The 13,310-nt window shown below is 69.8% G+C and carries 21 protein-coding genes; 20 read left to right on the forward strand and 1 reads right to left on the reverse strand.

Features of this window, described 5'->3' with window-relative positions:
* The first annotated feature begins 2 nt into the window (after window positions 1–2).
* From HZZ00_RS11150 to HZZ00_RS11215, 15 genes are all read left to right on the forward strand, one after another.
* Window positions 3–248: a hypothetical protein gene (locus HZZ00_RS11150; RefSeq protein WP_180332034.1), complete on the forward strand. Its 246-nt coding sequence runs from the start codon at window positions 3–5 to the stop codon at window positions 246–248.
* Between the two features lie 82 nt (window positions 249–330).
* Window positions 331–609 carry a hypothetical protein gene (locus HZZ00_RS11155; protein WP_180332035.1) on the forward strand — a complete coding sequence of 93 codons (279 nt, stop codon included), beginning with the start codon at window positions 331–333 and terminating at the stop codon, window positions 607–609.
* A gap of 482 nt (window positions 610–1,091) precedes the next feature.
* Complete coding sequence (locus HZZ00_RS11160; RefSeq protein WP_180332036.1) at window positions 1,092–1,523, forward strand: hypothetical protein; 432 nt, start codon at window positions 1,092–1,094, stop codon at window positions 1,521–1,523.
* Window positions 1,524–1,623: 100 nt separating this feature from the next.
* Window positions 1,624–1,821, forward strand: a complete 198-nt coding sequence (locus tag HZZ00_RS11165) for a hypothetical protein (protein WP_180332037.1) — start codon at window positions 1,624–1,626, stop codon at window positions 1,819–1,821.
* A gap of 336 nt (window positions 1,822–2,157) precedes the next feature.
* On the forward strand, window positions 2,158–2,421 hold the full coding sequence (locus HZZ00_RS11170; RefSeq protein WP_180332038.1) for a hypothetical protein: 264 nt from the start codon (window positions 2,158–2,160) through the stop codon (window positions 2,419–2,421).
* 36 nt (window positions 2,422–2,457) lie between these two features.
* Window positions 2,458–2,589, forward strand: coding sequence for a hypothetical protein (locus HZZ00_RS38290; protein WP_257585743.1), 132 nt, complete (start codon window positions 2,458–2,460; stop codon window positions 2,587–2,589).
* Between the two features lie 267 nt (window positions 2,590–2,856).
* Complete coding sequence (locus HZZ00_RS11175) at window positions 2,857–3,291, forward strand: hypothetical protein (RefSeq protein ID WP_257585744.1); 435 nt, start codon at window positions 2,857–2,859, stop codon at window positions 3,289–3,291.
* Entirely contained in the window at window positions 3,272–5,014 is a 1,743-nt protein-coding gene (locus tag HZZ00_RS11180) for a terminase (RefSeq protein ID WP_180332039.1), read from the forward strand. Before HZZ00_RS11175 ends, HZZ00_RS11180 begins: the two co-directional genes overlap by 20 nt.
* Window positions 5,011–6,447: a phage portal protein gene (locus tag HZZ00_RS11185; RefSeq protein WP_180332040.1), complete on the forward strand. Its 1,437-nt coding sequence runs from the start codon at window positions 5,011–5,013 to the stop codon at window positions 6,445–6,447. The genes HZZ00_RS11180 and HZZ00_RS11185 overlap by 4 nt, the downstream gene beginning before the upstream one ends.
* Window positions 6,428–7,201 carry a hypothetical protein gene (locus HZZ00_RS11190; protein ID WP_180332041.1) on the forward strand — a complete coding sequence of 258 codons (774 nt, stop codon included), beginning with the start codon at window positions 6,428–6,430 and terminating at the stop codon, window positions 7,199–7,201. Before HZZ00_RS11185 ends, HZZ00_RS11190 begins: the two co-directional genes overlap by 20 nt.
* Window positions 7,202–7,246: 45 nt before the next feature.
* Window positions 7,247–7,846, forward strand: a complete 600-nt coding sequence (locus HZZ00_RS11195; protein ID WP_257585745.1) for a hypothetical protein — start codon at window positions 7,247–7,249, stop codon at window positions 7,844–7,846.
* 12 nt (window positions 7,847–7,858) lie between these two features.
* A complete protein-coding gene (locus HZZ00_RS11200; RefSeq protein ID WP_180332042.1) occupies window positions 7,859–8,815 on the forward strand; it encodes a phage major capsid protein in 957 nt (318 codons plus the stop codon).
* Window positions 8,812–9,849, forward strand: a complete 1,038-nt coding sequence (locus HZZ00_RS11205) for a glycosyltransferase family 4 protein (RefSeq protein WP_257585746.1) — start codon at window positions 8,812–8,814, stop codon at window positions 9,847–9,849. Before HZZ00_RS11200 ends, HZZ00_RS11205 begins: the two co-directional genes overlap by 4 nt.
* 9 nt (window positions 9,850–9,858) lie before the next feature.
* Window positions 9,859–10,275 carry a hypothetical protein gene (locus HZZ00_RS11210; protein WP_180332043.1) on the forward strand — a complete coding sequence of 139 codons (417 nt, stop codon included), beginning with the start codon at window positions 9,859–9,861 and terminating at the stop codon, window positions 10,273–10,275.
* On the forward strand, window positions 10,275–10,637 hold the full coding sequence (locus tag HZZ00_RS11215) for a hypothetical protein (RefSeq protein WP_180332044.1): 363 nt from the start codon (window positions 10,275–10,277) through the stop codon (window positions 10,635–10,637). The genes HZZ00_RS11210 and HZZ00_RS11215 overlap by 1 nt, the downstream gene beginning before the upstream one ends.
* Here HZZ00_RS11215 and HZZ00_RS11220 read toward each other — a convergent pair.
* Window positions 10,634–10,954, reverse strand: coding sequence for a DUF4429 domain-containing protein (locus tag HZZ00_RS11220; protein ID WP_180332045.1), 321 nt, complete (start codon window positions 10,952–10,954; stop codon window positions 10,634–10,636). The genes HZZ00_RS11215 and HZZ00_RS11220 overlap by 4 nt on opposite strands.
* Before the next feature lie 35 nt (window positions 10,955–10,989).
* Between HZZ00_RS11220 and HZZ00_RS11225 the strand changes: the two genes are divergently transcribed.
* The 5 genes from HZZ00_RS11225 to HZZ00_RS11245 all read left to right on the forward strand — a co-directional run bounded on the left by HZZ00_RS11225 (window position 10,990) and on the right by HZZ00_RS11245 (window position 13,293).
* Window positions 10,990–11,316 (forward strand): HK97 gp10 family phage protein, encoded by a 327-nt coding sequence (locus HZZ00_RS11225; RefSeq protein ID WP_180332046.1) that lies wholly within the window; start codon window positions 10,990–10,992, stop codon window positions 11,314–11,316.
* Window positions 11,316–11,714 (forward strand): hypothetical protein, encoded by a 399-nt coding sequence (locus tag HZZ00_RS11230; RefSeq protein WP_180332047.1) that lies wholly within the window; start codon window positions 11,316–11,318, stop codon window positions 11,712–11,714. Before HZZ00_RS11225 ends, HZZ00_RS11230 begins: the two co-directional genes overlap by 1 nt.
* A 75-nt stretch (window positions 11,715–11,789) precedes the next feature.
* On the forward strand, window positions 11,790–12,380 hold the full coding sequence (locus tag HZZ00_RS11235; protein ID WP_180332048.1) for a phage tail protein: 591 nt from the start codon (window positions 11,790–11,792) through the stop codon (window positions 12,378–12,380).
* A gap of 89 nt (window positions 12,381–12,469) precedes the next feature.
* Complete coding sequence (locus HZZ00_RS11240) at window positions 12,470–12,883, forward strand: hypothetical protein (protein ID WP_180332049.1); 414 nt, start codon at window positions 12,470–12,472, stop codon at window positions 12,881–12,883.
* 44 nt (window positions 12,884–12,927) lie between these two features.
* Window positions 12,928–13,293: a hypothetical protein gene (locus tag HZZ00_RS11245; RefSeq protein ID WP_257585747.1), complete on the forward strand. Its 366-nt coding sequence runs from the start codon at window positions 12,928–12,930 to the stop codon at window positions 13,291–13,293.
* The last annotated feature ends 17 nt before the right edge of the window (window positions 13,294–13,310 follow it).

A 13,310-nucleotide genomic window follows, 5' to 3' on the forward strand; every position in this document is an offset into this window, starting at 1 on the left:
CCATGACCGACTACAGCAACCCGAACACCCGCCTCACCGCTCCCGCCTACGCATGGAGCGTCACACTCACCCGCGGTCCCCTGAAGAACGGGATCAACCCATCGCGGGACTGCACCGGCAGCTACGCCGCGCAGCCCGGCGACACCGTCGGCACGCTCCTCGATGGGATCAAGACCTGGTACTCGCGGCAGTACAACGTCCCGCTCCAGGACGTCGTCCTCGTGCGCTACTCGCTGCGCGAGAAGTGAGGGCAGCAATGGGCACAGCCGGGGCGCCTTCTACTCCAACTTCGCCACCCTGGACGAGCTGTTCTTCGCCAGCATCAGTGGCATGCCGTCCACCCGGTCCGCGCTCACCATCAGCAACCTCGGCCAGCACCTCGCCCACACCCTCGGTGGCAGCGAATGGCGCGAGCTGGCCCCGCTGTTCGGCGGCGCCTTCGCCGACGTCGCCAGCATCCCGCCCCGCGAAGCCGGCCGCATCGGTGACCTGCTGCACAAGGCCGCCGGCCACCGCCTCATGCCCCGCGAGTGGGCCGGTCTCGCCACCGAGATCGGCAACGCCGCACACCAGGCGGCCCGCGCTCGCAAGACCTGGGAGTGGAGCTGATGCGTGTGAGGTAGTTGAGGACTTGACAGGAGGGAGCCACCGAAGCCATCGTGTGCTCAGATAGCCTTCGTGCGCTTTGAGGCCCGCCGTCTTGATGGGCCTCTCGCCATTTCTCCGGGAGGTGAGCGATGCCTCCCGGCTACGTCTCCGCCGCGGATGCCGCCTACTACGCAGGCGTGCCCGTCGGCACCATCTGGCGTTGGGCATCCGAAGGCCGCATCGGGAAGACAGGCCGCGGCAAAGCCGCTGGCTACTGCGTGTGGGACCTGCCCAAGGGGCGACGAGACGAGCACACACGGGAGCTTCTGGAGCCCGGTGCGGCACCGCCACTGCCGAGTGGAGCCAAGGCCGCCTGATCATCCCGCCACCTATCCCCGTTTCGGGCGGCGGGACTTGAACATCACGACCCTGCTACAGCCGTAGCCTGCCCCCTGGTTCAGGCGCATGATGCTCACCCAGCATCAGACGCCCGAGGGGGACACGTGTTCAGACGAGACCCGGACAAGGCCGCCCAGCGCAAGGCCGAGAGAGACGACCTGAAAGCCTGGCGGAACGCGCACCCAGCCGAGAAGACAATGAACACCGCCGCACTCATGCGACCATGGCCGTCCTCCAAGCAAGGGCAGACCAGCCTCGGCCCGATCGCAGGAGCCCACGCCGAGTTCGTCTACGCAGGCGCGAGGAAGGCGTGGACGGCAACCCGCCTCGCCGGTGGCGTCCTCAGCGGGGGCATGACGCTTGCCGCCGGCCGGAAGAACAAGGGCGCCGCCGTAATCAACCTCACCTTCGCCAACGGCGCCGCGCAGACGTACAACGTGACCGGAGAGAGTGCCACGCTGCGGGCCGCGAACCAGTACGTGACCGCGTTCAATGCGCTCGCCGAGCAGCTAGCCGCCGAGGCCGAACAGGAGTAGTCGGACGCCGTCGTGGTCCTCGGCTCATCCACTATGCCCTCACCCACATGCGCGCCGAAGCCGCACGCGACGACGACTGACACACGGAAGGCGTGCGCCCATGGAGTTGGTCAGCGAGAAGTTTGAAGCAACGCTGAGGGCTCGGTACGGCATCGGCGAACCCGAGCCGCCCATCGGATATGCGGTGATCGCTATCACTGAGGGCGGGCACGTCATCGAACTCGGGGTAGCCACACACGTCGAGCGCAGCGAGGACGGGATGGTGATCACCTGCGTCCGCTGGCCTGACGAGCCGTGAGCGGCGGCTGGCAGGGCTCGGACCGCAAGGCCCGGCTCCCGAAGGGCTGGCAGCAGATCCGCGCGCGCGTTCTCGCCCGAGACCCGATCTGCAAGCTGTGCGGCGTCCGACCCAGCACCCACTGCGACCACGTCCAGGCGAAGACCGATGAGCACGCCGAGGATCGGCTGCAAGGTGTCTGCGCTACCTGCCACGGGCTCAAGTCCAGCCGGGAAGGAAACGCTGCACCGCGGCCGGCTGACGGGCGTAGGCGCCCGCCCGAGCAACACCCCGGACTGCTGGGGTAGACGTACACCAGCCCGCGCCACGGCAGCCACCGCAAGGAGGCGACACGTCATGGCACGAGGACGACAGGGCAACGGCGGACGCAAAGGCGGAGGCAACGCCCAGACCCTGCGCGACTACTGGACCCACGGAGCTGGCGCGGCCAAGATCCGATGGGGCAGTCCGGGAGACTTCAACCGGTGCGTGCGCCAGGTGTCCAAGTACATGGGCCCGCGGGCCAAGGGCTACTGCGCGCTCAGGCACAAGGCGGCGACCGGCATGTGGACCAGCCAGCACGCCAAGGCCCTGCGAGGCGGACGGTCCAAGGGGCGGTAGCCGGCCAGCCACCCGAGGGTGCCGAGGGAGGCGAGCATGGACGTCTCCCAGGTGCGGCAGCGCGTGCAGGCCATAGCGGACTCGGTCGACGACCCTGAAGCCGCTCACACGCTCGAAGATGATCTCTTGGTTGAGGCACTGAAGATCATCGAGCGAGAGTACAGGTGATCATTCCAGGGTCCTGGCCGGCGCTGCCCTGGAGGCCAGGAAGATCAAGTTCGAGCGCTGGCACTCATGATCACCCTGGGGGCCTAGCCCCCTCCCCCCGGTCTCCAGGGATCGGGGCCGTATAGCACCTGACTGTCTGTACGGGTTTCCATGGGCCCCGGCCCGTTAGATCACACACCGTGACTGCGCTCGTCCTGGAGGCGGCGCGGCTGGCGCAACGCATCTGCCCCGCGCGCCCTGGCGGCGTGCCTGACCCTGGAGGTCGTCATGGGCACTCGTGGACCCATACCGGAGCGCTCCGAAGCGCGCCGCCGACGCAACAAGGACGACGGGCCGAAGCTGGCCAAGGCCCCGTCAGGGCCGCCGGCTGATCTGCCGGACCTACCAGAGCCCGATCCGCTCTGGCATCCGATCGCCACTGACTGGTACCTGTCTCTGCAGGAGTCGGGGCAGGCGGTCTTCTACCAGCCGTCGGACTGGGCGATGGCCCGGTACGCGGCGGAGCTGATGTCCCGGGGCTTGTCGTCGGACCGGCCACCGAACGGGCAGTATGTCTCGGCGCTCGACAGCGTGATGGCCCGTCTGCTGACGACGGAGGGCGACCGGCGCCGTGCGCGGATCGAGCTGGAGCGGAAGCCTGCTGGCCCTCAGCTGGCCGCGGTGAAGCCGCTGGACGCGTACCGTGACCTCGCCGGCGGCTGACGAGCAAGTCCCCGAGGTCGTCGAGCCGTTCACGATCGGGTTCACGTGGAAGCGTGGCCCGGATGGGCGATTCGTCCTGCCGGAGTACACGCTGGGCTGGCACTGTCTGGCCTGGACGGCGACCTACCTGCAGCACTACGCCGGGGCGCCGTGGCGATACACGGCGGAGCAGGCCCGGCTGACGCTGTGGTGGTACGCGATGGACCCGGTGACGAACCGGTTCCTGTGGCGCGACGGCGTGATCCAGCGGCTGAAGGGCTGGGGCAAGGACCCGCTCATCGCTACCTGGAGCGCGTTCGAGTTCGTCGGCCCCTGTCGGTTCGGGGAGGTCGCCGACGAGGGCAACGAGTGGGGAGTGCCGGCCGGGCAGCCACTCGGGGTGCAGCATCCGGCAGCATGGGTGCAGATCGCCGCGGTGTCGCAGGATCAGACGCGGAACACGATGACGTTGTTCCCGTCGATCCTGTCGAAGCGGGCGATCGAGGAGTTCCGGATCGACCTCGGCAAGGAGATCATCTACGCCGACAAGGGCCGGGCCCGGATCGAGGCTGTGACCTCGTCGCCACGCGCCTTGGAGGGTGGCCGGCCGACGTTCGTGTCGCTGGGGGAGACGCACCACTGGGTGGAGTCAAACCAGGGCCATGAGATGGCGGCCGTGATCGAGCGCAACGCCACCAAGTCAGCGGACGGGCAAGCGCGGACGCTGGCGAACACCAACGCCTACGAGCCCGGCGAGGACAGCGTCGCCGAGCGCACGCGTGAGGCGTTCGAGTCGGCGGAGTCCGGGCGCTCGGTGGATACGGGCCTGTTCTACGACTCGCTGGAGGCTCCGGCCGAGGCGAAGCTGACCGAGGCGTGGATCGTTCCGACGCTGCGCGCGGTGCGCGGGGATTCGGTGTGGCTGGACGTGGACCGGTTGAAGGCGTCGATCCTGGACGTCCGCAACCCGCCCAGCCGTAGCCGCCGGTTCTGGTTCAACCAGATCGTGGCCGCCGAGGATGCGTTCCTAGCCCGCTACGAGTGGGATGCGAACCCGCATGAGGGCCTGGACCTGGAGGCGAGCGACGAGATCGTCTGCTTCTTCGACGGCTCCAAGAGCGACGACGCCACTGGCCTGGTCGGCTGCCGAATGTCGGACGGGCTCGTGAAGACGCTCGGCGTGTGGCAGCGGCCGGCGAACTGGCCGGAGGGCCAGCCGTGGCGGGTGCCGCGTGAAGAGGTCGACGGCGTGGTGGACCGGGTGTTCGCCGAGTACCGGCCGTTGGCGTTCTTCGCGGACCCGGGCGCCGGATTCGATGAGTCGGATGGCGAGCGCTACTGGGACGGCTACGTCGACGCGTGGGCGCAGCGGTACGGGAAGAGGCTGAAGCTGAAGGCGGTGCCCTCCGGTCATGGCCAGCATGCGGTGATGTGGGACATGCGGGACCGGCGCCGACAGCAGGCGTTCACGGAGGCCGTGGACCGCTTCTACCGCGATGTGCTGGAGCGGCAGGTGCCGCATGACGGCCACAAGGTGCTCCGGCAGCACATCTCGAATGCGCGGCGCCGCACGAACGCGTGGGGCTACACGATCGGCAAGGAACACCGCGAGTCCGCGCGGAAGATCGACCTCGCGGTGTGTGCGATCGGCGCGCGGATGCTGCGCCGCATGGTCTTGAACTCTCCGATGTGGGCGAAGCGCTCGCGGGTGCGCGGTAAGGGACGGGTGGTGGTGCTGCGGTGACGACCACGATTCCTGAGCTGCCGCTGACGATGCTGTCGGAGGACGAGCGGGATCTGCTGGAGCATCTGCGAGGCCAACTGCTGGCGGCCCGCTGGCATTACGACCTGCACGACGCGTATTTCAATGGCGAGCAGGTCGTGCGGGACCTCGGGATCTCCATTCCGCCGCAGCTGCGCGGCCTGCACACGGTGCTGGGCTGGCCCCGGATCGGTGTGACGGCACTGGAGGAGCGCCTCGACCTGGAGGCGCTGCGCTGGGCTGACGGCTCGGACAGCACCGATCTGGAGGCGGTCGCCACGGCGAACGACCTCTACGACGAGGCGAGCCTGGCGCACACGGACGCGCTGGTGTACGGCCGGGCGTATCTGACGGTGGGTTCGGGTGACTGCGGCTCGTCGGACTGCCCGCCGCTGATCTGCGTGGAGTCGCCCCGGGACATGGCGGTGCTGTGGGACGCTCGGAGCAGGGCGGTCCTCGCCGCGTTGAAGGAGGTCGAGCCGGAGGCGCTCGGTCTTCCTGCCGGCCAGCCGTCGTATGTGCTGTATCTGCCGGATCAGACGATCCAGGTGGCGCCGGACCCGACCGTCGGCTGGATCGTCTTGGAACGGGACGAGCATCAGCTCGGAATGCCGCCGGTGCTGAGGATGGCGAACCGGCAGCGAACAGCGGACCGCCTGGGACGTTCGGAGATCACGCCCGAGGTCATGTCGATCACGGATGCGGCGTGCCGGACGCTGATGGGCATGGAGGTGGCGCGGGAGTTCTTCGCGGCGCCGCAGCGGTACATCCTCGGTGCGTCCGAGAGCGCGTTCCAGGACGCGGAGGGCAACGCCAAGAGCGCCTGGGACACGTACATCGGCCGGGTGCTGGCGTTGGAGCGGGACGAGGACGGTCAGATCCCGCAGGTCGGCCAGTTCGCCGCGCACGATCCGTCCGCCTACACGAAGGTCATCGACCTGTACGCGCGGATCATGGCGACGCAGCTCGGGCTGCCACCGCACTACCTCGGGTACACCAGTGACAACCCGGCGTCGGCGGATGCGATCCGGTCGACGGAGGCTCAGCTGGTGAAGCGGGCCGAGCGCCGGCAACGCCGCTTCGGGCACGTCTGGTCGGAGGCGCTGCGGCTGGCCTTGTGGGTGCAGACGGGCGAGCCGCCAGCCAAGGATCGGGTCATCGAGCCGGTGTGGCGGAACGCCGCGACGCCGACGGTGGCCGCGTCGACGGACGCCGCGGTGAAGCTGGTGACGGCCGGCATCCTGGCGCCGGACAGCCCGGTGACGCTGCAGATGGTCGGGCTGACCGCGATGCAGCAGCAGCAGGTGCTGGCGGACAAGCAGCGTGCTGCGGGCCAGCAGGCCATGCAGAGCGTCTTGGCCCGCCTCGGTCAGATACAGGCGATCGGACAGCCGGATGCCGCAGCGAATCAGTGACCAGGCGGCGTCAGCCGCGCGGTGGAGGCTCGCGCAGCAGGGCCTGTCCCGGCTGCTCACGCAAGACATGCAGAGGCTGCGCCGGTTGATCCTGCCGTCGCAGCTGCGGTCGTCGGTGCCGGACTGGATCGCCGCGGTGAACGCGGTGGTGGACCAGTACAGCCGGGCGTCAGCGACGCTGGCCGCCGACTACTACGAGGCAGAGCGCGCGGCGGCCCGGATCGGGCAGTCGTTCACGGCGCCACTCGCTGATCCTCCGCCGCCCGATCAGGTGTCGGAGACGATGCGCTGGGCGACGGCCGATCTGTGGCCGCGCGACCCGGAGGATCCGGCGACGACGCCGGCCCAGAAGGAACCGCTGGCGGTCCGCTTGGAGCAGGCCGAGGTGAAGGCGGAGCGGGCGGCGCAGAAGCTGGCGGCCGATACGGGCCGGCAGACGGTGACGGGTGCAGCCCGGCAGGACCGGCTGGCGATCGGCTGGGCTCGTACTGCCTCGCTGGGCGCATGCGCGTTCTGCAAGATGCTCGCGACCCGCGGCATGGTCTACAAGCAGAGCACTGTGGATTTCCGGGCACACGACGGCTGCCACTGCGGCGCCATCCCGGTATTCAAGGGGCAGCGCTTCGAGCTGTCCGACCAGGCCAAGGAGTGGGAGCGGCTGTACCGGGAGTACGCCGCGCCGCACTCCGGAGACCAGCTCAGGCGATTCCGTCTGGCGCTGGCCGAGCACGGGCATCTGCCCGCCACTCACTGACCGCCAGGTGCGGTCGCGTTCTCGACGCCCCAGGAGGGCTCATCCATGTCCGAAGAGACCACCATTCAGCCCGAGACACCTGCCGGCGGGCAGCCGGAGCAGCCCGTCGAGCTGGCCGAGACCGGGCCGGAGACGCCCACCGATCCGTGGGCCGACCCGGAGCGGGCCCGCCGCGAGATCGAGAAGCTGCGGCGGGAAGCGGCCGGGCACCGGACGAAGGTCCGGGAGCTGGAGCCGCTGGCCAAGCGCGCCAAGGAGCTGGAAGACGCGCAGAAGACCGCCGAACAGCGGGCTGTCGAGGCTCAGCAGGCAGCTGAGAAGCGAGCGGCGGCTGCGGCAACCCGGGCGGTGCGCGCCGAGGTGCGTGCCCTCGCCGCTGACGGTTTCGCCGACCCGGACGACGCGGCCGGTGCTCTCGATCTGGGCTCCTACGTGGACGACTCCGGCGACATCGACATCGAGCGCATCCGGGGTGACCTGGACGACTTGCTCAAGCGCAAGCCCCACTGGGCCAAGGCTCCGGCCGGTCCGCGCCGGCCCGCACCCGATCCCGCGCAGGGTTCCTCCGGGAACCGGCGCTCCCAGACGACTCCCGCCGACGCGTTCGCCGGGTTCCTGAGCGATGCCCTGAAGGGGCGTCACTGAAAGAGGTAGATCATGGCCACCACGGCACCGGTTACTCTTCCCGGGCTTCCGTCCACGCTGCTGCCGCCGCAGATCACGGAGCCGATCTTCGCGCAGACGCTGGAGACCAGCGTCGTCATGCGGCTCGCGCGCCGCGTGCCGCTGGCGATGACGGCCACGACGGCGATCCCGGTCCCGCTCGACCTCCCGACCGCGGACTGGGTCAACGAGGGCGGCGTCAAGCCGCTGTCCAGCGGCGGCATCTCCGTGAAGGAGATGACGGGCAAGAAGGTCGCCACGCTCGTGCCGGTGTCGATGGAGGTCGCCACCAGCAACGCGGCGGGCCTGTACGCGCAGCTGCAGGCGGACCTGCCGCGGGCGATCGGTCGCGCCTTCGACGTGGCGGCGATCCATGGTCGGACGATGAAGGGCGGCACCGGCCCGTTCGGCGACTACCTGGCGATGACCGACAAGAGCGTCACACTGGGAACGGCCGCACAGAACAAGGGCGGCATCTACGCCGACCTCGTCAACGGCATGGCCGCCGTCACGGAGGACGACTTCGACTTCAACGGCTTCGCCGCCGACAAGCGCCTCAAGCCGCAGCTCCTGCTGGCCACGGACACGATGGGCCGCCCCATCTTCGTCGACACGACCACGGGCGGCACCGACGCGGCCGGCAACGGCACGCTGGTCGGCGAGCCGCTGGCCTACGGCTCTGGCGTCTCCGGTAAGTACCGCCGCCAGTCCACCTCCACCGACTCGGGCCTGCGTGCGATCGGCGGCGACTGGACGCAGTGCGCCTACGGCGTCGGCATGGACATCAACGTCAAGGTCAGCACCGAGGCCACCTACGTCGACGAGGCGGGCACCGTCCACTCCGCCTTCCAGGAGAACCTCGTCCTCCTCCTCGTCGAGGCGTACTTCGGCTTCGTCATGGGCGATGAGAAGGCGTTCGTCAAGTACGTCTCCAGCGGCGCCACTTCGTGAGTCCGCGACGCCCCGCCGCCAAGGGTGGCACGCAGACGGCCAGCCGGCTGCGGATCGTGGCCCGGCTGCATGGCTACCCGCCGGGCCACAATGCCGGGGCGGAGTGGATGGCGCACGGCATGCTGCGCGCGCTGGCCGCCCGCGGGCACGACGTGTCGGTGTGGGTATCCCGGTACGGCGCCGAGCGCGAGGTGTACGACCTCGACGGTGTGCGCGTGGTGCCGCTGCAGGCCCGCCAGGACTGGGGCACGGCGCTGCGTGACGCCCACGTGGTGGTCTCCCATCTGGAGAACGTGCCGGCAACTGCGGCCATGGCCCGCGGTTACAGCAAGCCCTTCGTGGCCATCTGCCACAACGGCCACCGGCAGACGTTCCGGGATGCGATGGCCGGCGAGACGGCCCTCGCGGTCTACAACAGCCAGTGGATGCGGCGGGAGGCCGAGTTGGTCCTCGCCGAGTATCCGCGGTCCGTCCGGCCGTCGCGCGAGCTGGTTGTGCGTCCGCCGGTGTTCGCTGAGGAGTACCGCACGGAGCCCGGAGACCGGATCACTCTGATCAACTGCTCGGCGGAGAAGGGCGGCCTGGTGCTGCAGAAGTTGGCCCGGCGCCTGCCGGACACCCGCTTCCTCGCGGTGCAGGGCGCCCACGGCGACCAGGTCGACATGGGCGGCCTCGACAACGTCGAGGTGCTGCCGTGCCGGCCGGGCGGTTCCGGGATGCGGGAGGTGTACGCCCGCACGCGGGTGCTGCTGATGCCGTCCTCTTACGAGTCGTGGGGCCGGGTCGGCGTCGAGGCGATGGCATCCGGGATCCCGGTCGTCGCACACCCGACACCCGGGCTCGCCGAGTCGCTGGGTGGCGCTGGCCTGTTTGCGGAGCGGTGGGACCTGGACGCCTGGGTCGCTCATCTGCAGCGGCTTTCCGACCCGGAGGAGTGGGAGCTGGCCTCCAAGCGGGCCTTGGCCAGGTCTGCCGAGCTGGATCCGACGGACGACCTGACCGCCTGGTGCGAGGCGGTGGAGGCCCTGGCCTAGGAGGCGGCGATGGCGTTCGTAGCACCGACTGCTGAGGAACTGGCCCTCTACCTGGACCTGACGGAGATCAACGGTGACCGTGCCGATCTGCTGATCAGCAAGGCTCAGTCGCTGTGCGAGACGGTGGTCAAGCCGCTCCCCGACGGGGCGGACGCGGTCGTGCTCAGCGTGGCCGGCCGCGCCTACATCAACCCGCAGCAGGTCTCCTACGAGACGATCGGCCCGATGTCGGTGCAGCGCCCCCAGGGATCCGGGGGCTTGTATCTGACGAAGGCCGACCGAACGGCGCTCAAGTCCTTGGCTGGCCTCGGCGGCGCCTTCACGATCGATCCCACCCCTGCGGATGCCACACCGTGGCCGTCCTGGCCGACGGACGGCGAGATCGGCCCTGGCATGGAGTACGAACCCGGCTGGGGGTACACCTGATGCCCGGCCCGTACCCCTTCGGGGAGACGGTGCGGATCCTGCGCACCGGCCTCTCGCCCGGCCGGGATCCGCGCGGTCAGCCGCTGCCCGGCCAGGACGAGTCGTTCGACGTGCCCGGCTGCGTCGTCACGCCCAGGGCCGAGACGCCTCAGGTCGGCGGCCCCGAGCAGCAGGGCCGGGACACTGTCATCGTCGGCTGGACCGTGTACGCGCCGGCCGGAACGGCTCTGCGTACCACGGACAAGGCGGTTGTCCGCGGCGTCACCTGTGAGATCACTGGCGAGCCCGGCGACTGGGGACGCTCCCCCTTCACCGGGACGCGCGGGCCTGTGCAGTTCGCGGCGGACCGGGTCACCGGCTAGTGGCGGGCCTGCTCGATGGCAGCGATGAGCTTCTCGGCTGCGTCGTTGCTCTTGCGGGGGATGGACAGGCTGTGCGGGTCCGAAGGGGCCGGTCTCCCTCCACGCGTCAGGCCGCCCTTCTCGCCTGCGGCGTCGCTGCCGGGCAGGAGGAATTGCACGTAGCCGTGGAACAGCCGGTTGCCGGGCTTGAACCGGGTGCCGGTGATGTCGGCGGCACGCAGCCGTGCGGGCGCCGGCCGGGATCCGGCACGTGTCTTCGTTATGGTGACCCATTCCCCGTCGAACGAGATGGTGCCGAGCACGCCCTTCACTTCCATGTCCGCCCCCTGGTGCGCGAGTTGCTGGAGGAGCTATGGCAGCACGGTTCAAGATGTCCCGTAAAGGCGTTGGTCAGCTCCTGAAGTCGGAGATGATCCGCGCGGATCTCGTGCGCCGTGCACATGAGATCGAGGGCGCAGCCGTGGCCATGTCCCCGGTCGGCGGGTCTGGCGATCCGCATCCGGGCCGGTACAAGAGCAGCTGGTCTGTGGACAGCACAGCCCGCGGCGGCCGACGCCGTGACCGGGCCGCGGCTTACGTCCGCAACGGCTCCTACTACGCCCGCTGGGTGGAGTACGGAACCGAGCGGGTGCCAGCGCGCCATGTGCTGCTGCGTGCCGCTCAGCAGGGCGGCCGGTGATGGCGTCCGTCGGCTCGGTCGATGTGGAGCTGGAGCTGATCGGCTGGCTGCAGACCCGTCTCGGCGCCGATGTGGTGGTCCGCGACGAACTCGACAATGCCCTGCTGGAGGAACTGCCGACCGTGCAGGTGCAGGTTGTGGCCGGTGACGACGACGGTTTTCGGCTCGACCGGCCCCTCGTCGACGTGGACGTCTACCACTCCACGCGTGCTGACGCCATCGCGTTGGCGGGGCAGGTGCACGCCCTGCTGCTGTCTCAACTGCGCGGCTCTGTCACCGCGCGGGCGGTCTTCGGGCTGGTTGCCACCGTCTCCCGGCCCGTCGCCCGCCCCTACGAGAACACCGCCCTCCGACGGGTGGGCGGCACCTACGAGATCTACTGCCATCCGGTCTCCTGACCGGCTGGGCCCGCGCCGGACCCCGTAATCCCGACCCCGCCTGACGCGGGGTCTTCGCACGTTGGGAGACCCTTCATGGTTCAGATCACCCGCGCGGCGGACCTCACCATCGTCGGCGCCAACGGCGGCGGCTGGGTGGCGGCTGTCGGTGCCACCGCCCCGGACTCGCCGCTGACACAGCCCGCCGCGCCGTGGGAGCCGCTCGGCGCGATCTCCGACGACGGCCTCGTCTACGGATTCGACGAGGACAGCCAGGAGTTCACCCCGTGGGGCCTCACCAGCCCGTTCCGTACCCAGATCACCAAGTCGGTGCGGACGTTCAAGGTGACGCTGTGGGAGACCGCGCGCGTCGCCGTCCAGTCGGTGATGTACCGCATCCCTGCCGCCAACCTCACCCCGGACGGTGACAGCGGCATCACCGCGTTCGCCGAGACCGCCTCCCCGACCCCGGACCGCCGCGCTTGGTGGTTCGTCGTCCTCGACGGCTCGAACGCGCGCGGCTTCTACGTCCCCAGCGGCGAGATCAGCGACCGCTCCGACGTCACGTTCAAGCAAGACGAGATGTCGGGCTACGAGATCACTGTGACCGCCTACCCCGACGAGGCCGGCAACACCGTCTACCACAGCGACATCGTCCCGGCGACGCCCGCAACCACGGGGTCCTGAGCCGGTGGGCGGGCCGCCATCCCTGGCGCGGGCCCGGCCCGCCCACCTCAATCACCTTGCCCGCGCCCTGACCGAAGGAGGCCCGCGCCGTGGCCAACAGCAACAGCAGGAAGCCGCGCACTGCGGCACGATCGGCATCTCGACCCTCCGGCCCGCGAGGGGCGTCCGAGCGGTACGTCGAGGAGCCGGAGATCAGCGAGGCGGAGGCCCAGGAAGCCGAGGCCGGCGACCAGTACGTCACCGCAGAGCTGTGCGGCGAGCAGGTGCAGATCGTCCCGCCGGCGGTCTGGCGGACGTCGTGGAGCCGCATGCTGAATCAGGGTGACCTCGACGGGTTCGCGCAGGCGGTGCTGCACCCCGACGACTACGAGCTCTACCTCGACCTCGACCCGACCATCACCGAGTTCCTGGCGTTCACGGAGGACGCGGGCCGACGGTCCGGTGAGAGCCTGGGGAAATCGCGTGGACCCGCTCCGTCGTCGAGGCGCATGCGGAGGCGGTAGAGGCGGACCTGTTCCGCTACTACAGCGGCGTCGACCTCCTCGACGTGTACCGGGGCAGTCTGTCGTGGCGGCGGCTGCGGGTCCTGATCCAGCATCTGCCGCCCGAGTCGGCGACGTGGACCGCGCTTCGCAACGCCACGCCAGACGAGGTGCTGGCCGAACAGGCAGACAGCGGCGAGCCCGAGAAGGACCGTTGGTCCAAGGTCGAGCAGTTGCTTGCGGCGGCCGTGGACCGTATCGCCCGCGTTGAGTACGTCCTCGTCTGCGCCAACACCGACAAGAAGGCGCGGCGGCCCGATCCGCCCGAGCCGATCCGCCGGCCGGGCGCCCGACCCCCGCGCCCCAAGGCGACGCTGACTGACGAGGGCGCCGACTTCCTGTTCAACCTGATCAACGGAGGCGCCGCGTAGCGCCGCGGAGGGAGGCT

The sequence above is a fragment of the Streptomyces sp. NEAU-sy36 genome, assembly GCF_013423905.1.
Classification (GTDB): domain Bacteria; phylum Actinomycetota; class Actinomycetes; order Streptomycetales; family Streptomycetaceae; genus Streptomyces; species Streptomyces misionensis.